Source organism: Rahnella bruchi, assembly GCF_003614975.1.
Taxonomy (GTDB): Bacteria; Pseudomonadota; Gammaproteobacteria; order Enterobacterales; family Enterobacteriaceae; genus Rahnella; species Rahnella bruchi.
In genome coordinates, this window is the sequence record NZ_QZWI01000008.1 from 107,004 (window position 1) to 127,372 (window position 20,369).

Sequence of the window (20,369 nt, forward strand, 5' to 3'; positions counted from 1 at the left end):
ATGGCGACATCGCTGACAATTTTCACGGAAGCAGGACGTTTTTGCGCCTTGTCGCTGCTTCGCGTGGTTGGTAAAGTAGGCGGATTTTATTTTTCGCCCCCAGCTTGCAGGATTATCCTTTCGTTATGTTTAAGAAATTTCGTGGCATGTTTTCCAACGACTTGTCCATCGACCTGGGTACCGCCAATACCCTTATCTATGTAAAAGGACAAGGCATCGTGCTGAATGAGCCATCTGTAGTGGCTATTCGTCAGGATCGTGCTGGTTCACCTAAAAGCGTCGCTGCTGTTGGTCACGACGCAAAACAGATGCTGGGGCGTACTCCCGGCAATATCGCAGCTATTCGTCCAATGAAAGACGGCGTTATCGCTGACTTCTTCGTGACTGAGAAAATGCTGCAACACTTTATTAAGCAAGTTCACAGCAACAGCTTCATGCGCCCAAGTCCGCGCGTGCTGGTGTGTGTGCCAGTCGGTGCAACGCAAGTTGAACGCCGCGCTATCCGTGAATCTGCGCAAGGCGCAGGCGCTCGTGAAGTGTTCCTGATTGAAGAACCGATGGCTGCGGCAATCGGTGCAGGCCTGCCAGTATCTGAAGCGACCGGTTCAATGGTGGTGGATATCGGTGGTGGTACGACTGAAGTTGCGGTGATCTCCCTGAACGGTGTCGTCTACTCTTCTTCTGTTCGTATTGGTGGTGACCGTTTCGACGAAGCTATCATTAACTACGTGCGTCGTAACTACGGTTCACTGATTGGTGAAGCGACTGCCGAACGTATCAAGCACAGCATCGGTTCTGCGTATCCGGGCGATGAAGTGCACGAAATCGAAGTTCGTGGCCGTAATCTGGCTGAAGGTGTTCCACGTGGTTTCACGCTGAACTCCAACGAAATTCTGGAAGCCTTGCAGGAGCCACTGACTGGTATCGTCAGCGCGGTGATGGTTGCACTGGAACAGTGTCCGCCAGAGCTGGCCTCTGATATTTCCGAACGCGGCATGGTGTTGACCGGCGGTGGCGCATTACTGCGTAACCTTGATCGTCTGCTGATGGAAGAAACCGGTATTCCGGTTGTCGTCGCAGAAGACCCGCTGACTTGTGTAGCCCGCGGCGGTGGTAAAGCATTAGAAATGATCGACATGCACGGCGGCGACTTATTCAGCGAAGAGTAATCTGAGCGAAGACTTGTGGTTTTGGACAGGGCTTGCTGTAAGCAGGCTTTGTCGTAGTTAACAAAATCAGTCTGCCCAGGAAGGTGGTTGTCCGTCAGGTAAAACCTGCAACGTGAAGTGTGCAGTGTTCAATGTGGATCCGTGCAAACACTGGCCGAGCGATAAACGCTTTGCCGGTGTTTTGTCTATCCCATGAGATTGCCGCCTTTTCTGTCAGGGGAAGTCTTTACTTCGACTGGCTGAAACCTTCTGTTGCCGAGGAACTCGCATATTTTATGAAGCCAATTTTTAGCAGGGGACCTTCCCTGCAACTGCGACTTTTTTTGGCTATTCTCACGGCCATTGTCTTGATTGTTGCCGACAGTAAAATAGGTACGTTTGTTAAAATTCGCACCTATATGGATACTGCCGTCAGTCCCTTCTATTTTTTGTCCAATGCCCCGCGTGAATTCTTAGATCAGGTCTCTTCTACATTTGCCACTCGTGGTCAGATGGAGCTCGAAAACCGCGCTCTTCGTCAGGAACTGTTGCTGAAAAATAGCGATCTGATGATGCTTGGCCAATACAAACAAGAAAACGCCCGTCTGCGCGAACTGCTGGGATCACCGTTGCGTCAGGACGAGCACAAAATGGTGACGCAGGTTCTGTCTACCAGTAATGATCCTTACAGTGATCAGGTGGTGATCGACAAAGGCAGCAACAGCGGTGTGTATATTGGTCAGCCGGTCATCAGCGACAAAGGCGTTGTTGGCCAGGTTGTTGCCGTTGCCGCACTGACCAGCCGCGTATTACTGATTTGTGATGCTTCGCACGCATTACCCATCCAGGTACTGCGTAACGACATCCGCGTGATTGCTGCCGGTAGCGGATGTGCCGATGACTTACAGCTTGAGCATCTGCCAAGCAATACCGATATTCGTGTCGGCGATGTGCTGGTCACATCCGGTCTTGGTGGAAGATTCCCTGAAGGGTATCCGGTGGGTGTGGTGTCTTCTGTCAAAGTGGATAACCAGCGTGCTTATACCGTGATTCAGGCGCGCCCGACCGCTGGTCTGCAACGTCTGCGCTATCTACTGCTCCTGTGGGGGTCTGACCGTAATGGCGAACACCCGCTGCCGCCGGATGAAGTCCATCGCGTTGCTAATGAACGTCTGATGCAGATGATGCCACAAGTTCTGCCACCTCCGGGTGATATGGGGCCTCCGGCACCGGTTCCGCCACCGGCTACCGGCACGGTGACCGCGCCTGTCAGCACGCCTGCTGTTCAGGGAGCGACACGATGAACAGTTACCGGAGCCACGGGCGTTGGATTATTTGGCTATCCTTCTTAATAGCCATGCTGCTGCAGGTAATGCCGTGGCCAGAACAGATTTACATGTTCAGGCCATCATGGCTGATGCTGATCCTGATTTACTGGGTGATGGCGTTACCGCATCGCGTCAACGTGGGTACCGGTTTTGTTGTTGGCTTCATCATGGATCTTATCCTGGGCTCAACGCTGGGTATCCGTGCGCTGGCATTTGCCATCACCGCCTATCTGGTCGCGTTCAAATTCCAGTTATTCCGTAATCTGGCGCTCTGGCAACAGGCGCTAATTGTCATGGTGCTTTCACTGGCCGTGGACGTGATGGTGTTCTGGGGTGAATTCCTGGTGGTTAACGTTTCGTTCCGGCCTGAAGTTTTCTGGAGTAGTGTGGTTGACGGTATTCTGTGGCCATGGCTGTTCCTGCTGATGCGTAAAATTCGTCGTCAGTTTGCCGTGCAATGAGGATGTTATGACCGCACTTTATCTGGCCTCCGGGTCGCCGCGCCGCCGTGAATTACTCACTTTGCTGGAACTGCCTTTCGAGCGCCTGTCTACGGATGTGGCCGAAGAGCGTCAGCCCGATGAAGTACCGCAAGACTATGTTCTGCGGCTGGCGAAAGAGAAGGCGCAGGCCGGTGTGGCGGTAGCAGCAGAGGATTTGCCGGTGCTAGGCGCAGATACCATTGTGGTACTTGACGGTAAAGTGTTGGAAAAGCCACGTGACGAAGCGCAAGCCGCTGTTATGCTTAAAGCATTGTCTGGAAAACAGCATCAGGTGATGACCGCGATTGCGTTTGCCGACCGGCGGGATTGCCTCAATACGTTGGTTGTGACCGATGTCACCTTCCGTTCACTATCCTCCGACGACATTGCACACTATATTCTGAGCGGTGAGCCCATGGATAAAGCGGGCGCTTATGGTATTCAGGGAAAGGGCGGTTGTTTCGTCCGAGAAATTCGCGGCAGTTACTATGCAGTTGTGGGTCTTCCTCTGGTGGAAACTCAGGAACTGCTAAATGAATTTTCTGCATTACGCGAGCTTAGGAGAAAACATGACAGCTGAATTACTGGTCAATGTCACCCCGTCTGAAACCCGCGTGGCCTACATTGACGGTGGCATTCTGCAGGAAATCCATATTGAGCGTGAGACCAAACGCGGGATTGCCGGCAACATTTATAAAGGACGTATCAGCCGTGTTCTGCCGGGTATGCAGGCAGCATTTGTCGATATCGGCCTTGAAAAAGCAGCATTTTTGCATGCTTCAGACATCATGCCTCACACCGAGTGTGTCGCGCGTGATGAGCAGAAAAATTTCCATGTTCGTGATATCGCAGAACTGGTGCATCAGGGTCAGGATCTGATGGTGCAGGTGGTGAAAGATCCGCTGGGTACCAAAGGCGCGCGGCTGACGACCGATATTACCTTGCCTTCCCGCTATCTGGTGTTCATGCCCGGAGCTTCGCACGTTGGCGTATCGCAGCGTATTGAAAGTGAAGCGGAACGTGATCGTCTCAAGCGCATCGTCTCAGAGTATTGTGACGAGCACGGCGGTTACATTATTCGTACCGCCGCCGAAGGCGTGGGCGAAGAAGAACTCAAGCAGGATGCTGCCTACCTGAAACGCTTGTGGACCAAGGTGATGGAGCGCAAGCGTCGCAACAAAACCAAGTGCAAGTTATATGGTGAGCTGGCGCTGGCGCACCGTGTTTTACGAGATTTTGCCGGTGAAGCGCTGGACAGGATCCGCGTTGATTCCCGTCTGACGTACGAATTGCTGGTGGAGTTCACCGGCGAATACATGCCTGAAATGACCAGCAAGCTGGAACATTACAGCGGCAAGCAGCCTATTTTCGATTTGTTCGATGTCGAGAATGAAATCCAGCGGGCGCTTGAGCGCAAGGTGGAACTCAAATCCGGTGGCTACCTGATTATCGATCAGACCGAAGCGATGACGACGGTGGACATTAACACCGGCGCATTTGTCGGCCATCGTAATCTTGAAGACACTATTTTCAACACCAATACTGAAGCGACACAGGCCATTGCCCGTCAGTTGCGTCTGCGTAATCTCGGCGGCATTATCATCATCGACTTCATTGATATGTCGAATGAAGATCACCGCCGTCGCGTGTTGCACAGCCTGGAGCAGGCATTGTCGAAAGACCGTGTGAAGACTGGTATTCACGGTTTCTCAGCGCTCGGACTGGTGGAAATGACCCGTAAGCGCACGCGTGAAAGCGTCGAGCATGTACTGTGCAGCGATTGTCCGACCTGTCATGCACGCGGTACGGTAAAAACCGTTGAAACCGTCTGCTATGAAATTTTGCGTGAAATTGTACGCGTGCATCATGCTTACGATTCTGACCGTTTCCTGGTTTACGCGTCTGCTGCCGTGGGTGAAGCCCTCAAGGGAGAAGAATCCCATGCACTGGCTGAAGTAGAAATCTTCGTCGGCAAACAGGTAAAAGTGCAAATTGAGCCGCTCTACAGTCAGGAACAGTTCGACGTCGTTATGATGTGATCTGCGGATGACTGGCTTAAAGCATCTGGTTGTTCAGGGTTTCCATTGCCGTCTGTGCGGTTGAAAACCAGCATGGAATGGAAAACAAGGAGAGAGGTTTGAGGCGACTGCCCGGTATTTTATTAACCACCAGCGCAACCCTTGTCGTGATAGTGGCTTTGGTGATCAGTGGCTTGCGGCTGGCATTGCCGCAGCTTAGCCGCTTTCAGGATCAACTGGTCGGGAAAGTAGAGGCGGTCACCGGCGTACCCATCGAACTGTCGCAAATCAGCGCCAGCTGGAAAACGTTTGGCCCGATCATGGAAGTCCGTGGCCTTGAGGTCACAATGCCGGATGCCAGATGGCGGGTTCAGCGCATCACCATGGCGCTGGACGTCTGGCAATCACTCCTGCATTTTCGCTGGCAGTTTCGCGATCTCACCTTCTATAACCTGCAACTGGATTTAAATACCCCCCTCGGTGGCCATGCTAATAAAGGCAGCGGCATCAAGCCCGGTCGTGCCAGCGATATTTTTCTGCGTCAGGTCGACCATTTTGACCTGCGCAACAGCCGCATTACCTTCCCTACGCCTTCCGGTCCGCGTGCGGAATTCGATATTCCCCAGCTGACCTGGCTGAACACCCGCAATCGCCACCGCGCCGAAGGGCAGCTCAGCCTTTCGAGCTTTAACGGCCAGCACGGCGTTGTCCAGCTACGTATGGATCTCAATGACTCAAACGGTTTGCTCAATAACGGCAAAATATATCTGCAAGCCGATGATATAGATATGAAACCTTGGTTCAGCCGTTGGCTGCGCAGCAACACCGGTCTGGAAAGTGCTAACTTCAGCCTTGCCGCCTGGCTGACAGTGCACAACGGCGATATTTATGCTGGTGATGCGCTGTTGAAAACCGGGTTCGCCACCTGGAAAACCGGTGCCGATGAACACCGTCTCGATGTTGATAATCTGGCGTTGCACGGCAGCCGTCAGGGAAGTGGCTGGCAGATTGGAACGCAGCAACTGAACCTGAAAACTGACGGTGTGGCGTGGCCAAAAGGTCGCCTCGAAGCGCTTTATCTTCCTGAAAATACTGATTTCCTCGGCCCCTCGCAGAGCGAAGAGTTGCGCATCCGCGGTACAAATCTGCAACTGGAGCGCTTAGGGCCGGTGATCCCGGCGATTTCATTCCTGACACCGGCCTTGCTGGAACGCTGGCAGGATTTAAAACCTGCCGGGAATGTCGATCGCCTCGCGCTGGATATTCCGCTCAAGCAGCTGGACCAGACCCGTTTCGATGCCAGCTGGCACGATGTCAGCTGGCAGCGCTGGGAACTCCTTCCGGGCGTAAACCATTTTAGCGGCAGCCTTAAAGGTAGCGTGGCCGGCGGTCAGCTGGCAGTCAATCTCAAAGACAGCGTTTTACCTTATGGCGAAATGTTCCGTGCTCCGCTGGAAATCGGTGCAGCAACCGGCACCTTTAACTGGACTAACGGTAAGGACGGCTGGGCACTGTCCGGTAAAGATGTCGATGTTAAAGCCAACGCGCTGTGGGCGAAGGGGGATTTCCGTTACCACCAGCCAACAGAAGGCCAGCCGTGGCTGAATATTCTTGCAGGTATCCGTTTATATGACGCCGGTCAGGCGTGGCGCTATTTCCCTGAGCCGCTGATGGGCAAGCATCTGGTGGATTATCTGAGTGGTGCTATTCAGGCCGGTCAGGTCGATAACGCTACGCTGACGTTCAACGGTAATCCGCATGATTTCCCGTTCAAAAAGAACGAAGGGCAGTTTGAAGTGTGGGTTCCACTGCGCCACTCAACATTCGAATTCCAGCCGGGCTGGCCAGCGCTCACCAATCTGGATATCGACCTCGACTTCCTCAATGACGGCCTGTTTATGAAAGCCGCGCATACCAAACTGGGTAATGTTGATGGCAATAATGTGGTCGCCAATATTCCTGATTACCTGAAGGAACGCTTGTTTATCGATTCAGATTTGCGTGGGCAGGGCAAAGAAATCGGCGATTACTTCATGGGGACACCGTTGCATGATTCGCTGGGCTCGGCGCTACAGGAATTGCAGATTGGCGGCGAAGTGAATGGTCGCTTACATCTGGATATTCCACTGGATGGAGAGAGGGTTCGCGCTTCAGGCGGTGTGACGTTGAATGACAACAGTCTGTTTATTAAACCGCTGGACAGCAAAATCAGCCATCTCAGTGGTCAGTTCAGTTATGACAACGGCAATCTGCAAAGTAACCGTCTTACCGGTGAATGGTTCGGTCAGCCGGTGAACGTGATGTTCAGTACGCAGGAACTGGCGAATGACTTTAAAGTTCAGGTCGGTCTGGATGCCAACTGGCAGCTGGCGAAAATCCCTGGTATGCCGGCAGCGGCAGCCAGCAAAATTTCTGGCGGCACACCATGGAAAGGCGATGTAAATATTACACTGCCCCACAAAGGCACCCCGACTTATACCGTCGATGTGAACGCCGATCTGAAAGATGTGAGCAGTCACTTACCGGACCCGCTTAGCAAAAAGTCCGGACATACCATGCCGCTGGTGGTCAATGTGAAAGGCGATCTGCACAGCTTCAATCTGGAAGGCGTGCTGGCCGGGAAAGACCGCTTTAACAGCCGCTGGCTGCTGGGCAAACAGCTGAAGCTGGATCGCGCTTCATGGCAAGCCAATGCGAAGAAAACGCCGCCATTACCGGCAGACAGCAGCCTGACGTTAAACTTGCCGCCGCTGGATGGTGAAAACTGGCTGGGCTTGCTTTCGCCGGATAAAGCGACGCAGAGCACCGGCAGCAAACTGGCAGGTTTCAGCTTCCCGCATCAGATAACCCTCACCACGCCTGCGCTGACACTGGGCGGACAGGTATGGAATGACCTGACCCTGACGTCGGTACAGGGACATCAGGGGATGGAAATCATCGCCAAAGGCAAAGAAATTGACGGCCAGTTGAATATGAATGACAACGGTCCGTGGCTGGCGAACGTGAAATATGTGTATTTCAATCCGCAATGGACCGTGGCCGATGTCGCCAGCAGCGGTCAGTCGGGCGGAAACCCGTTTGCCACCAGTAAGATTTCCTTTGCTAACTGGCCTGCGCTGCAACTGCGTTGCGAAGCCTGCTGGTTCCTCGGACAAAACTTCCGCAAAGTGAATGCCGATCTCACGCCTGAGGGCGATCAGCTGATGCTGCGCAATGGCCTCATCGACACCGGCGTCGCGCGGCTTAATGTTCAGGGCGACTGGAAGCAGAACGCCGAAGGCGAAAATACCGGTCTGAAAGGGAAGCTGACGGGTAAAAATATCGATCAGGCCATGTCATTCTTTGGTGTCACCACGCCGCTGAAAGGCGCGCCATTCGACATCAACTTCGATCTGCACTGGAAATCTGTGCCGTGGAAACCGGATATCAGTACGCTTAACGGCACGCTGAAGAACACCTTAGGTAAAGGTGAGATCGCTGATGTCGGCACCGGACGAGCGGGACAGTTGCTGCGTCTGGTCAGTTTCGACGCCTTGCTGCGCAAACTGCGTCTCGATTTCAGTGACACCTTCGGTCAGGGATTCTATTTCGACTCCATCAAATCGACGGCATGGATCAAAGACGGTGTTATGCACACTGATGATCTGCTGATTGATGGTCTGGAAGCGGATATTGCCATTACCGGTCAGGTAAACTTTGTGAATCAACGCCTTGATCTGGAAGCCGTTATCGCACCGGAAATCTCTGCTACCGTCGGCGTGGCAACGGCCTTTGTTATTAACCCGGTGGTCGGTGTGGCGGTATTTGCGGCCAGTAAAGTGCTGGCGCCACTTTGGAATAAAATTTCTCTGATCCGCTATCAGATTGACGGCACCATTGCGGATCCGCACATCAACGAAATTCTTCGCAAACCAGCAGAACACCCGAAAGCCGCAGCCGCTCAGTAACATCACCGCGAAGGTGGCAGGAAACCTCGTTCGGGCTGTGTTAGGCTGTTATTAACCTTGTAACAATGGATTGTCCGGCGGGTTGACGTTTTTTTGACGTTCAGCCCGCCGGATTTTCGTCTTAAAAGAGAGTGAACATCTATGAGTCTGGCCTTAGTCAGTGAGCAGTTACTAACTGCTAATAATCTGAGTCATCAGGATTTGTTTTCCGTTTTAGGCCAGTTGTCTGAACGTCGCCTTGATTATGCCGATCTCTTTTTCCAGTCCAGTTTCCACGAAGCCTGGGTTATCGAAGACAGCATCATCAAAGATGGTTCTTACAATATCGATCAGGGCGTCGGCGTCCGTGCGGTCAGCGGTGAAAAAACCGGTTTCGCTTACGCCGACCAGATTACGTTGAATGCCCTGAACCTGAGCGCGACAGCGGCCCGCAGCATTGTCCGCGAGCAGGGTAATGGCAAAGCGCATACGCTGGGCGAAATTGCGTACAAATCTCTTTATTCTCCACTGGATCCGCTGCAAAGCCTGCCACGTGAAGCGAAGATTGAACTGCTGCACCGTGTAGACAAAATCGCCCGCGCGGCAGATAAGCGCGTGCAGGAAGTCAGCGCCAGTATTACCGGCGTATACGAAACCGTGCTGGTTGCGGCGACCGATGGCACGCTGGCAGCGGATATCCGTCCGCTGGTGCGTTTATCCGTTAGCGTTCTGGTCGAACAGGACGGACGTCGTGAGCGTGGCTCAAGCGGCGGCGGTGGTCGTGTCGGCTATGATTACTTCCTTGAAACCGTTAACGGCGAAGTGCGTGCCGAAGCGTTTGCCCGTGACGCCGTGCGCATGGCCCTGCTGAATCTGACCGCTGTTGCCGCACCCGCTGGCGGTATGCCGGTAGTGCTGGGCGCAGGCTGGCCGGGCGTGCTGCTGCACGAAGCGGTCGGACACGGTCTGGAAGGTGATTTTAACCGTCGCGGCACGTCGGTCTTCAGCGGTCAGATGGGCAAACTGGTGGCGTCAGAACTGTGTACCGTGGTGGACGACGGCACTATTCCGAATCTGCGCGGCTCGCTGGCGATTGACGATGAAGGTGTGCCGGGTCAGTACAACATGCTGATCGAGAACGGTGTGCTGAAAGGCTATATGCAGGACAAACTGAATGCGCGCCTGATGGGCGTTGCACCGACAGGTAACGGCCGCCGCGAGTCTTATGCGCATCTGCCAATGCCGCGTATGACCAATACCTACATGCTGGCCGGGAAATCCACGCCGGAAGACATCATCAGCAGCGTGGAGTATGGCCTGTATGCGCCAAACTTCGGCGGCGGCCAGGTGGATATCACCTCGGGTAAATTTGTGTTCTCTACTTCTGAAGCCTATCTGATCGAAAAAGGCCGCATCACCAAACCGGTGAAAGGCGCGACGTTGATTGGCTCGGGTATTGAAGCGATGCAACAGATTTCCATGGTCGGCAACGATCTGGCACTCGATAAAGGTGTCGGCGTGTGCGGCAAAGAAGGCCAGAGCCTGCCAGTCGGGGTCGGTCAACCCACCCTGAAACTGGATAATCTGACTGTGGGTGGTACTGCTTAAACCTTAATTACCTCCCCTTTCATAAGGGGAGGTTTTGATTTGCTACTGACCCCACTGCATTCCCTTTTTCCCCTGCCGGTATCCCTGATACACCTTACTCACCAGTTTGAAATAATCTGTCAGATAATCAATGCAGACCTGCACTTTCAGCGGCAATTTGTCCTTTTCGGTATACAGCGCGTAGACCGGTCTTGGGTCGGACTGGTAGCTTCTGAACAATATCTCAACTTCTCCTGCGTTAATTTCCTCGATGACCCACATCAGCGGAACATAGGCGATACCCACACCGGCTTTTAGCCAGCGGATCATGGTTTGCGAATCATTGGTGACAAAGCGACCTTGCGGCGTAATGCGGGTGGAAATCCCTTCGGGCGCGATAAGCTCAAACTCACTGTCGGGACGGACGCTGTATTCCAGCCATGAGAAATTCACCATATCCGCCGGTTTTTCCGGGGTGCCGTGCTGAGCCAAATAACTGCGTGCCGCGCAGACCACCATCGGCATTGAGCCTAAACGTGTGCAGAACAAGCTGGAATCCTGCAACGCGCCGACGCGGATCACCACGTCCAGCCCGTCAGCAATAAGATCCGGTGCCGGAATACCCGTCACCAGATTCACCGTAAGGCCAGGGTATTCGCTGAGCATTTCCGCGGTCATTGCAGCAAGAACATTTTGTGCCATTGTTGATGAACTGCCGATGCGCAATGTCCCGGTCGGGGTATTGTTGAAGGCATACAATTGTTCATGCACTTCGCGGACATCGTGCAGCATTTTCCTGCATCCCTGATAGTAAATCTTACCCGCTTCTGTCAGACCAATGCTGCGCGTGCTTCGGTTTAATAGTTTGATTTGTAAATCATTTTCTAGTTTTGAAATCGTCTGGCTGATGGCGGAAACGCTCATGTCGAGGCGTCGTGCAGCGGCAGTAAAAGAACCGCTTTCTACCACCTGAGCGAAAATCGACATGCGTTTTAATCGGTCCATTGTTAACTCTGGCTTAAAAGTGATTTAGATCACAGAATGTTGATTACTTGATAATAAGCACGCTAATATACCCTTCCGGGCGATAAAACTCAGGTTTCTGTTTTCCTGACATAATGCTTACCTTCGCACACTTCCCTGGCAACTCCACAACTTCGTTTCGCATTTCCCAGTGAATTATTTATCTCCGGGTGCGCGTGGTGTTGCCTAAAATAATGAATAATGTGCGCGCGGGAAAAGAGCGTTCACCCGTGGCTAAACTGACCGTCGTAATACCGTTCCTGGTGATAATGTAAGGATTTTTTGATGAGTTTGCTTCCGGTAATGGTGATTTTCGGATTGTCGTTTCCTCCGGTGTTTTTTGAAATACTGCTGGCGCTGGTCGTATTTTTCCTGCTGCGACGTGTATTACAGCCAACCGGTATTTATGACTTTGTCTGGCATCCGGCGTTGTTCAACACAGCTTTGTACTGCTGTCTTTTCTACCTGATCTCCTGCTTGTTCGTTTGAGGGCGTTGTGAAAAATTTCTCTATAAAAATAATACGTTATGCAATAACGTTGATTCTGGTCGTGCTGGCTGTCATCGCAATTTTCAAAGCCTGGGCGTTCTATACCGAATCTCCGTGGACCCGTGATGCCAAATTTACCGCTGACGTGGTGTCTATCGCTCCCGATGTCACCGGTCTGATTACCGATGTGCCGGTGATCGATAACCAGCTGGTGAAGAAAGGTCAGGTGTTGTTCAAAATCGACCAGCCTCGTTATCAACAGGCGCTGGATGAAGCAAATGCTGACGTCGCGTATTACCAGGCACTGGCCGCTGAGAAAAAACGTGAAGCCGGACGCCGTGTAAAACTGGGCGTGCAGGCCATGTCTCAGGAAGAAATTGATCAGGCCAACAACGTACTGCAAACCGCTGAACATCAGCTGGCAAAAGCACAGGCGGCACGCGATCTGGCGGTGTTGGATCTTGAACGTACTGTGGTTGTCGCGCCTGCTGACGGCTGGGTCACTAACCTCACCGTGCATCCGGGAAACTACATCAACCGTGGTTCAACCGCCGTGGCTCTGGTGAAGAAAAATTCCTTCTACATTCTCGCCTATCTGGAAGAAACCAAACTGCCGGGGCTGAAAAAAGGCGATCGTGCGGAAATCACTCCGCTGGGCAGCAACCGCATCATGCACGGTACTGTCGACAGCGTAGCCGCTGCCGTTACTAACAGTTCTTCGTCTGCGGCGACTAACGGTCTGGCGACGATTGACAGCAACCTCGAGTGGGTGCGTCTGGCGCAGCGTGTACCGGTGAAAATTCTGCTTGATGATGAAGACCAACAACATCCTTATCCGGCAGGGACGACTGCGACCGTGGTTATCACGGGCCAGCATGACCGTAAACAAGATGAAGGTTCTCCGTTCCTTCGTCTCCTGCATCGCCTGAGAGAGTTTGGCTAAGGCCCGAAAGATGAATAGCGTACTTATCCCGCGCATACGTTTTGCCTGCAAGCTGACGTTCGCGATCCTCGGCGCTCTGGTCCTCGGGTTCTATCTGCAACTCGAGACACCGCGCTGGTCAGCGATGACCGCCGCCATCGTGACCTCCGGCCCGGCGCTGGTGGCGGGTGGTGAGCCCTTTGCCGGTGCTATTCGTCACCGTGGTTTTCTGCGTGTTATCGGCACTTTTATCGGCTGTCTCGCTGCGCTGGCGATTGTTATTTCCACCGCCCGTGCGCCGGTCGTGATGCTACTTTTGTGCTGTATCTGGGCGGGGGTCTGTACCTGGTGGTCTTCGCTGGTACGCATTGAAAACTCCTATGCGCTGGGGCTTGCGGGATATACCGCGCTGATTATTGTGGTGACTTCCGCCAGTGCGCCATTGCAGGCTCCGCAGTTTGCCGTTGAACGTTGCAGTGAAATCGTTATCGGAATTTGCTGCGCCATTGTGGCCGACCTGCTGTTTTCTCCCCGTTCTATCAAAAAAGATATCGACCGCGCCGTCAGTCAGCTGATGTTGGATCAGTTTGCACTGATGCGGATTTGCGTGAATATCGGGACGAAGGAAGACATCGATAAGTCCTGGAATAATCTGGTGAAAAGCACCACTGCGCTGAACGGGATGCGCGGCAGCCTGATGATGGAATCCTCGCGCTGGCAGCGTTGTAACCAGCGTCTGAAAGCCCTGCATAGCACCTCGCTGAGTATGATCACTCAGGCCTGCGAAACGTACCTGATCATGCAGGATACGCCGGAAAGGGTTTCTCCTGAACTCAGAGCACTCTTTGCAGAACCGGCAGAAACCGTTGCGGATGTTCATCGCCGCCTGAAACAGTTGCGCCAGATTATTACCGGTACGCACAGTGATAATGTACTGGTGACGCTCAGCGCCTGGACCGGAGCCGGAACCCGCGCGCTGTTGTTGATGAAAGGGATTCAGACTAACAGCAGCATCAGCAGCATTGAAAGCGGCGTGCTGGAAAGTGAAGTGGTGGTTCGTCCGGTTTCAGCGGAGCGGCATCATGCACTGATCAACGGCCTGCGCACGTTTACCGCGACGGCGATTGGTTGCCTGATGTGGTTGTGGACCGGCTGGACGTCGGCCAGTGGTTGCGTGATTATCATCGCCGTAGTGACTTCGCTCGCGATGCGCACCCCGAATCCGAAAGGTATGGCGATGGACTTTATCGTCGGTATGTTGCTGGCGATCCCGGTTGGCTCAATGATGTTTATGCTGATCATGCCCGCGACGCAGCAGAGTTTGTTCCTGCTGTGTCTGATGCTGGGGATTTTCACCTTCTTTATTGGTATCGAAGTGACCAAACGCCGTCTCGGTATGCTTGGTTTGCTGGCCGGCACGATCAATATTCTGGTGCTCAGCAATCCGATGAAATTCAACGTGACGTCGTTTCTCGACAACGCGCTGGGGCAGGCGATTGGTACGGTGATAGCGATGGCGGTATTATTGATTATTCGCGATAAGTCCCGTGATAAAACTGGCCGCACACTGCTGAACCGCTTTATGAGCAGTGCGGTATCGGCGCTGACCACCAAGGCGTACCGTCGTCGTGAAAACCATCTGCCAGCGCTTTATCATCAGCTCAATCAGCTGCTGGTAATGTTCCCGAATGACATCGGCAAATACCGTCTGGCGCTGATGCTGATTATCGCCCACCAGCGTATGAAACTCGCCGAAGTACCGGTGAATGATGAGCTGTCGGCGTTCCATAAAAAAATCCGTAATACGGCAGATCACGTGGTTTCGGCATCGGCCGAGGGCAAGCGGACTTATTATTATCAACGTCTGCTGAAAGAGCTGAGCGAGTATCAGCAAAAACTGATCGATTACGACGCGCCACTGAAAGTGACCGAGCCGGTGCGGCGTCTGACCGATATGCTCCATCGTTATCAGCATTCGTTTCTGGCGTAACAGCCCTGAAAACAAAGGCCGGTGTTTAAACACACCGGCCTTTTTTATCGCTAATGTCCGGGTATTATTTCATGAACGTTTCACGGTCAGCAGCTGTGATCGGTCGTAATACACGACAAGGGACGCCCGCTGCCACCACATCGGCGGGAATGGATTTGGTCACCACGCTGCCCGCGCCAATCACGCTGTTACGCCCGATGACCACGCCCGGATTCACCATCACACCCATGCCCAGCCAGACGTTATCTTCGATGACGATCGGCAGGGAGAACTGTTGTCCGGTGGCGCGGATTTCCGGATCGATCGGATGACCGGCGGTTGCCAGTGTGACGTTAGGCGCGATCATCACGTTATCGCCAATGGTGACGGTCGCGTCATCCACCACGGTGAGATTGAAGTTGGCGTAAAAGTGATTGCCGATGTGAATATGCGTGCCATATGCAACACGCAGTGGCGGCTCTATCCAGCAGGACTTGCCCAAACTTCCCATCATTGCTTTGAGCAGTTGCTGACGCTTTTCTTCTTCTGACGGACGGGTCAGATTGAAATCATACACGCGCTCTTTTCCGGCGCAGCGTTCCTCCGGCAGTCCTTCGCCCATATCTGTATAGAGTTCACCGATATTCATTTTTTCGCGCGTCGACATGCCTTCTTCCTTTGTAAAAAATAGGGTGGGATTCATCGCAGTTTACTGAGAGGTAGAAGGATTGTGAACGTATGACAATTCACTTTGCGATCTGTGTCTCTCAGTGCTGTCTGACAGACGCTTCCTTTCAAGCCGCTATACTTATTTCACAGATCGCTTAAAACGGCTTAAATCAGGAGGATCTTCATGTCAGCCCATATTCATAAACTCTCCGCACATCCTTTGTTCAAGACCGGCTATTTTGTTGGCGGAAAATGGCTCGAAGCGAAAGACACCTTTGATGTGCTGGATCCCGCGACCGGCGATCGGGTCGCAAAAGTCGCCAGGGCCGGAAAAGCGGAAACAGAAGCTGCGGTCAAAGCCGCCAGTGATGCTTTCCCTGCATGGCGTAAAACGACGGCAAAAGAACGTTCTGAAATTTTGCACCGCTGGTATGAACTGATGCTTGAGAACAAACAGTTCCTCGGCGAACTGATGGTGGCGGAGCAGGGCAAACCGCTGAAAGAGGCGCTGGGCGAAGTCGATTACGCCGCCAGCTATCTGCAATGGTTCAGTGAGGAAGCCAAACGTGCCAACGGAGAAATTATCCCGCCGGCAAAATCCGGCTCGCGCATTCTCGCGACCCGTGAACCGGTTGGTGTCGTAGCCGCCATTACACCGTGGAATTTCCCGCTGGCAATGCTGACCCGCAAACTTGGCCCGGCGCTGGCAGCAGGGTGTACCGGGCTGATTAAACCCGCCAGTAATACGCCGCTTTCGGCGTTTGCTCTGTTGCAGCTGGCAAAAGACGCCGGTGTGCCGGATGGTGTGATCAACGGCGTGGCGGGTGATACGAGCGCCATCAGCGAAGTGATTATGGCAAGCGAAGCGGTGCGCAAAGTCTCCTTTACCGGCTCGACTGCTATCGGCAAAACGCTGGTGCGTAACAGCGCTGATACCATGAAAAAAGTGTCGATGGAACTCGGTGGCAACGCACCGTACATCGTCTTTGATGATGCAGATATCGAGGCGGCGGTAAAAGGGGCGATCACCTGTAAATTCCGTAATACCGGCCAGGTCTGCGTGTGTATCAACAGAATCTATGTGCAGGAGGGCGTATACGAGGCGTTCACATCGCGTCTGGTGGAAGAAGTGCGCAAGCTGAAAGTGGGCAACGGCATGGATGAAGGCGTGATTGTCGGGCCGCTGATTGATATCAAAGGGCTGGAAAAAGTAGAAGAGCATGTTAAGGACGCGCTGGAAAAGGGCGCGAAACTGGTGGAGGGTGGTCAGCGTCACAAGCTGGGCGGGAACTTCTTCCAGCCGACGGTGATTATCAATGCGACCGACGACATGAAAGTCGCGCATGAAGAAACTTTCGGCCCGCTGGCGGCCTGTTTCCGTTTCAAAACGGAAGAGGAAGTGATTAAACGCGCCAACGATACCCCGTTCGGGCTGGCAGCCTATTTCTACAGCCAGAATCTGCAGCGTATTTTCCGCGTCGCGGATGCCATTGAAAGCGGGATGATCGGCATTAACGAGTGTGCGATTTCCAATGAAGCCGCGCCATTTGGCGGTGTGAAAGAGTCCGGTCTGGGGCGTGAGGGTTCAGTGCTGGGGCTGGAAGAGTACTTACAGGTGAAAACGCTGCATTTAGGAAATCTGTAAGCTCGCTTTCCAGATGCCGTGTTTTAAGAAACAATAAACAGGAACAGATGATTTCTGGCTTATTTACAAAGGACTCTACAAAGGACGTCAATGAAGGCATTTAACTGGCTGCGTTCGCGCAAAATGATGATGGCAGTCGCGGTAACTTTGGGGCTGTCCGGGGTGGCCGGGCATGTTGTCGCAAAATCGACATACAAGCAGGGCACAATCGTTGCGGGCACGGATGAACAAGCCGTGGTGAGCTATTTGCGCCAGAATCACAGACTGCCTGACAATTACATTACCAAGAAAAAGGCGCGTGCAGCAGGTTGGGACGCGCGCTCAGGTAACTTGTGTGATGTGCTGCCGGGCAAGGCTATTGGCGGCGACCGGTTCTCAAACCGGGAAGGTCGTCTGCCATCGGCCAGTAAACGGGTATGGCGCGAGGCAGATATCAATTATCGCTGTGGTCGCCGTGGCGCTGACCGCGTGCTGTTTGCCAGCGACGGGCTGATTTACGTCAGTAAAGACCATTATCAGAACTTCGTTCGGGTGGAGTAATGTCGATGAATAAAATGAGCTTCGATTTTAATCATATCCCGGATTTACCCGCATTCTATGCCGAGTTTGTCCGTCAGTTTGAACTGACCGACAGTTTTGGCGCGAATCTGGACGCACTCTGGGATGAGGTAACAGGCGGAATTGCGCTGCCGGTGGAGATTGATTTTATTAATCTGAATGCCAGCCGTAAGCGGCGTTTCGGCGCACTGATTTTGCTGTTTGAAGAAGCAGAAGAAGAGCTGGAAGGCGATCTGCGGCTGAATCTGCTGGATAAGCCGGTTGCGAAAGCGAAAGGCTGAAAAGAAAAAACCCGCCGATTTTGTTAAGTAAAAGGGCGGGTTTTTGTTTTTTTTAGTCCTGGCCTTCAGCCAGTTCGCGCAGATACTGGAAAATCTGGCGGTAAGATTTTGGCGGTTTGTTCGCCGCTTTCTCTTTCTGTGCGTTGCGGATCAGCGCACGCAGTTGCTGGCGGTCAGCTTCCGGATACAGATCCAGCACGGTTGGCACAGCATCATCACCTTCCTCAACCAGACGGTCACGCAGCATTTCCAGTTTATGGAACAGCGAAACCTGCTGGTTGTGGCGGTTTTTCAGCTTATCCAGCGCGGTTTCAATCGGCTCCACATCGCGGGAACGCAGCATTTTACCGATCAGCTGCATCTGACGACGACGGCCTTCTTTCTTGATCTTCTGGCATAAGTCGATAGCAGCACGCAGATCTTCATCCAGCGGCAGCTTGTCCAGCGAGTTTTTACCCAGATCCACCATTTCTGCACCGAGATCTTTCAGCGCCTCGGCGTCACGTTTGATTTCACTTTTACTGACCCAGATGATTTCTTCTTCATCTTCGTTCTCGTTGGTCTCGGGAACGTCATCGTGCCAGTCGTCAATTTTCTTTGTCATGGGCGCTTCCTCTTAACGAGGTAATCCTGTCAGTTTGATTGTGCTTTATTGCTTTGGCGGCATTATGCAGGGTTATGCGGCATACATCCATGTTCTGTTGCAACTTTGGGCATAACAACGCCGGAGTGAATGCGAAATTGTGGCGAGTCTCTGTTAGACTCAAAGGTATAAGTTTCTCAATACCAGTGTAGAACAATCCCTTTTATCTCATAAGCGATGACATGCCGATGAACGTAGTGAATCAAGTAGCGCAGCAGCGTAAAACTCTGGAACAGGCCGTATCTCAGGCTCTGGAACTGGCGAAAGCGGGTTCAGATGCCGCAGAAGTGGCGGTCAGCAAAACCACCGGTATCGGCGTCAGTACCCGTTTTGGCGAAGTCGAGAACGTGGAATTTAACAGCGACGGCGCACTGGGCATCACCATTTATTATCAGAACCGTAAAGGCAGCGCGTCTTCTACCGATTTAAGCCCGGACGCCATTTCCCGCACCGTACAGGCCGCGCTGGATATCGCCCGTTACACTTCGCCGGATCCGTTCGCGGGCGTGGCCGATAAAGAGATGCTGGCGTTCGAGGCACCTGATCTGGATTTATTCCACCCGGAAGAGCTGGATCCGGATCGCAGTATTGAGCTGGCCGCCCGTGCAGAACAAGCCGCATTGCAGGCCGACAAACGCATCACCAATACTGAAGGCGGCAGCTTCAACAGCCATTACGGTATCCGCGTATTCGGTAACAGCCACGGCATGCTGCAAAGCTATTGCTCGACGCGTCATTCAATTTCCGCTTCAGTAATTGCCGAACACGAAGGCGACATGGAACGCGATTATGCCTATTCCATTGCCCGTAAAATGAGTGACCTGAAAGATCCTGAATGGGTGGGTGCTGAGTGCGCGCGGCGCACGCTTTCACGTCTGGCACCCCGTAAGCTGCCAACCATGCAGGCTCCGGTATTGTTCGCTTCCGAAGTGGCGACTGGCCTGTTTGGCCATCTGGTCGGCGCGATCAGCGGCGGCAGCATTTACCGTAAATCCTCTTTCCTGCTCGACAGCCTCGGCAAACAAATTCTGCCAGAGTGGCTGACCATTGAAGAACATCCGCACCTGCTACAAGGGCTGGCTTCAACACCGTTCGACAGCGAAGGTGTCCGCACTGAGCGCCGCGATATCGTCAAAGACGGCATTCTGCAAAACTGGCTGATGACCTGCTATTCCGCCCGCAAACTCGGCCTGCAAACCACAGGTCATGCGGGTGGTATCCACAACTGGCGCATCGCCGGTCAGGGTGATGATTTTGCCGGCATGCTGCGCAAGCTTGACAAAGGCCTGGTGGTGACTGAGCTGATGGGGCAGGGCGTCAGCGGTGTGACCGGTGATTACTCACGCGGGGCGGCAGGTTTCTGGGTCGAAAACGGCGAGATTCAGTATCCGGTAAGTGAAATCACTATCGCCGGTAATCTGAAAGACATGTGGCGCAATATGGTCGCCATCGGCAGCGATATTGAAACCCGCAGCAACATTCAGTGTGGTTCCGTACTGTTACCTGCGATGAAAATTGCCGGAGAATAATCCGCAATAAAGCAGCGATCGCCCGGTCGCTGCTTTCCACCTGCCACCATTCTTTACAAAAAATTCATCCCGTTTTTCCCTCTCCCGGCCTATTTTTATAAAGCCTTACAAGCAATGTCGTTTTATCTAACAAATAAATAACAATAGAGAGA

At 53.1% G+C, this 20,369-nt stretch carries 17 protein-coding genes; 14 read left to right on the forward strand and 3 right to left on the reverse strand.

Annotated elements, in window-relative coordinates; all coding sequences use genetic code 11:
- Positions 1 to 125 precede the first annotated feature (125 nt).
- The 7 genes from mreB to tldD all read left to right on the forward strand — a co-directional run bounded on the left by mreB (position 126) and on the right by tldD (position 10,510).
- Entirely contained in the window at positions 126 to 1,169 is a 1,044-nt protein-coding gene (gene mreB, locus D5398_RS14865; protein WP_013577291.1) for a rod shape-determining protein MreB, read from the forward strand.
- A 275-nt stretch (positions 1,170 to 1,444) separates the two neighbouring features.
- Positions 1,445 to 2,452, forward strand: coding sequence for a rod shape-determining protein MreC (gene mreC, locus D5398_RS14870; RefSeq protein WP_120131549.1), 1,008 nt, complete (start codon positions 1,445 to 1,447; stop codon positions 2,450 to 2,452).
- Entirely contained in the window at positions 2,449 to 2,937 is a 489-nt protein-coding gene (gene mreD / locus D5398_RS14875; RefSeq protein ID WP_120508332.1) for a rod shape-determining protein MreD, read from the forward strand. Before mreC ends, mreD begins: the two co-directional genes overlap by 4 nt.
- A 7-nt stretch (positions 2,938 to 2,944) precedes the next feature.
- Positions 2,945 to 3,538: a Maf family protein gene (locus D5398_RS14880; RefSeq protein WP_120508333.1), complete on the forward strand. Its 594-nt coding sequence runs from the start codon at positions 2,945 to 2,947 to the stop codon at positions 3,536 to 3,538.
- Complete coding sequence (gene rng, locus D5398_RS14885) at positions 3,528 to 4,997, forward strand: ribonuclease G (protein ID WP_120508334.1); 1,470 nt, start codon at positions 3,528 to 3,530, stop codon at positions 4,995 to 4,997. The genes D5398_RS14880 and rng overlap by 11 nt, the downstream gene beginning before the upstream one ends.
- Positions 4,998 to 5,095: 98 nt before the next feature.
- On the forward strand, positions 5,096 to 8,923 hold the full coding sequence (yhdP, locus tag D5398_RS14890) for an AsmA2 domain-containing protein YhdP (RefSeq protein ID WP_120508335.1): 3,828 nt from the start codon (positions 5,096 to 5,098) through the stop codon (positions 8,921 to 8,923).
- Between the two features lie 141 nt (positions 8,924 to 9,064).
- Complete coding sequence (tldD, locus tag D5398_RS14895; protein WP_120508336.1) at positions 9,065 to 10,510, forward strand: metalloprotease TldD; 1,446 nt, start codon at positions 9,065 to 9,067, stop codon at positions 10,508 to 10,510.
- Positions 10,511 to 10,552: 42 nt separating this feature from the next.
- Here tldD and aaeR read toward each other — a convergent pair whose 3' ends face one another.
- Positions 10,553 to 11,494, reverse strand: a complete 942-nt coding sequence (aaeR, locus tag D5398_RS14900; RefSeq protein WP_120508337.1) for an HTH-type transcriptional activator AaeR — start codon at positions 11,492 to 11,494, stop codon at positions 10,553 to 10,555.
- Positions 11,495 to 11,797: 303 nt separating this feature from the next.
- Between aaeR and aaeX the strand changes: the two genes are divergently transcribed.
- From aaeX to aaeB, 3 genes are read left to right on the forward strand one after another with little or no spacing between them, the layout of a single operon-like run.
- Positions 11,798 to 12,001 (forward strand): p-hydroxybenzoic acid efflux pump operon protein AaeX, encoded by a 204-nt coding sequence (gene aaeX, locus D5398_RS14905; RefSeq protein WP_120508338.1) that lies wholly within the window; start codon positions 11,798 to 11,800, stop codon positions 11,999 to 12,001.
- Between the two features lie 7 nt (positions 12,002 to 12,008).
- A complete protein-coding gene (gene aaeA, locus D5398_RS14910; RefSeq protein WP_120508339.1) occupies positions 12,009 to 12,944 on the forward strand; it encodes a p-hydroxybenzoic acid efflux pump subunit AaeA in 936 nt (311 codons plus the stop codon).
- A 10-nt stretch (positions 12,945 to 12,954) separates the two neighbouring features.
- Complete coding sequence (aaeB, locus tag D5398_RS14915; RefSeq protein ID WP_120508340.1) at positions 12,955 to 14,913, forward strand: p-hydroxybenzoic acid efflux pump subunit AaeB; 1,959 nt, start codon at positions 12,955 to 12,957, stop codon at positions 14,911 to 14,913.
- 64 nt (positions 14,914 to 14,977) lie between these two features.
- Here the strand turns inward: aaeB and D5398_RS14920 are convergent, their stop codons facing one another.
- Positions 14,978 to 15,559: a maltose acetyltransferase domain-containing protein gene (locus D5398_RS14920; RefSeq protein WP_120508341.1), complete on the reverse strand. Its 582-nt coding sequence runs from the start codon at positions 15,557 to 15,559 to the stop codon at positions 14,978 to 14,980.
- A 186-nt stretch (positions 15,560 to 15,745) separates the two neighbouring features.
- Between D5398_RS14920 and D5398_RS14925 the strand changes: the two genes are divergently transcribed.
- The 3 genes from D5398_RS14925 to D5398_RS14935 all read left to right on the forward strand — a co-directional run bounded on the left by D5398_RS14925 (position 15,746) and on the right by D5398_RS14935 (position 18,045).
- The gene (locus tag D5398_RS14925) at positions 15,746 to 17,206 is read left to right on the forward strand and encodes an NAD-dependent succinate-semialdehyde dehydrogenase (RefSeq protein WP_120508342.1); all 1,461 of its coding nucleotides are present in this window, start codon (positions 15,746 to 15,748) and stop codon (positions 17,204 to 17,206) included.
- 90 nt (positions 17,207 to 17,296) lie between these two features.
- Positions 17,297 to 17,746 (forward strand): ribonuclease domain-containing protein, encoded by a 450-nt coding sequence (locus D5398_RS14930; protein WP_120508343.1) that lies wholly within the window; start codon positions 17,297 to 17,299, stop codon positions 17,744 to 17,746.
- Between the two features lie 5 nt (positions 17,747 to 17,751).
- A complete protein-coding gene (locus tag D5398_RS14935; protein ID WP_120508344.1) occupies positions 17,752 to 18,045 on the forward strand; it encodes a barstar family protein in 294 nt (97 codons plus the stop codon).
- A 52-nt stretch (positions 18,046 to 18,097) separates the two neighbouring features.
- Here the strand turns inward: D5398_RS14935 and yjgA are convergent, their stop codons facing one another.
- On the reverse strand, positions 18,098 to 18,649 hold the full coding sequence (gene yjgA, locus D5398_RS14940; protein WP_120508345.1) for a ribosome biogenesis factor YjgA: 552 nt from the start codon (positions 18,647 to 18,649) through the stop codon (positions 18,098 to 18,100).
- Positions 18,650 to 18,876: 227 nt separating this feature from the next.
- On the opposite strand from yjgA, the gene pmbA reads away from it, so the two are divergent.
- Entirely contained in the window at positions 18,877 to 20,217 is a 1,341-nt protein-coding gene (gene pmbA / locus D5398_RS14945; protein ID WP_120508418.1) for a metalloprotease PmbA, read from the forward strand.
- Positions 20,218 to 20,369: the final 152 nt, after the last annotated feature.

Coding starts and splice junctions, on each gene's coding strand:
- mreB (WP_013577291.1), top strand. CDS start 126: ATGTTTAAGAAATTTCGTGGCATGTTTTCCAACGACTTGTCCATCGAC.
- mreC (WP_120131549.1), top strand. CDS start 1,445: ATGAAGCCAATTTTTAGCAGGGGACCTTCCCTGCAACTGCGACTTTTT.
- mreD (WP_120508332.1), top strand. CDS start 2,449: ATGAACAGTTACCGGAGCCACGGGCGTTGGATTATTTGGCTATCCTTC.
- D5398_RS14880 (WP_120508333.1), top strand. CDS start 2,945: ATGACCGCACTTTATCTGGCCTCCGGGTCGCCGCGCCGCCGTGAATTA.
- rng (WP_120508334.1), top strand. CDS start 3,528: ATGACAGCTGAATTACTGGTCAATGTCACCCCGTCTGAAACCCGCGTG.
- tldD (WP_120508336.1), top strand. CDS start 9,065: ATGAGTCTGGCCTTAGTCAGTGAGCAGTTACTAACTGCTAATAATCTG.
- aaeR (WP_120508337.1), bottom strand. CDS start 11,494: ATGGACCGATTAAAACGCATGTCGATTTTCGCTCAGGTGGTAGAAAGC.
- aaeX (WP_120508338.1), top strand. CDS start 11,798: ATGAGTTTGCTTCCGGTAATGGTGATTTTCGGATTGTCGTTTCCTCCG.
- aaeB (WP_120508340.1), top strand. CDS start 12,955: ATGAATAGCGTACTTATCCCGCGCATACGTTTTGCCTGCAAGCTGACG.
- D5398_RS14920 (WP_120508341.1), bottom strand. CDS start 15,559: ATGTCGACGCGCGAAAAAATGAATATCGGTGAACTCTATACAGATATG.
- D5398_RS14925 (WP_120508342.1), top strand. CDS start 15,746: ATGTCAGCCCATATTCATAAACTCTCCGCACATCCTTTGTTCAAGACC.
- D5398_RS14930 (WP_120508343.1), top strand. CDS start 17,297: ATGAAGGCATTTAACTGGCTGCGTTCGCGCAAAATGATGATGGCAGTC.
- D5398_RS14935 (WP_120508344.1), top strand. CDS start 17,752: ATGAATAAAATGAGCTTCGATTTTAATCATATCCCGGATTTACCCGCA.
- yjgA (WP_120508345.1), bottom strand. CDS start 18,649: ATGACAAAGAAAATTGACGACTGGCACGATGACGTTCCCGAGACCAAC.
- pmbA (WP_120508418.1), top strand. CDS start 18,877: ATGAACGTAGTGAATCAAGTAGCGCAGCAGCGTAAAACTCTGGAACAG.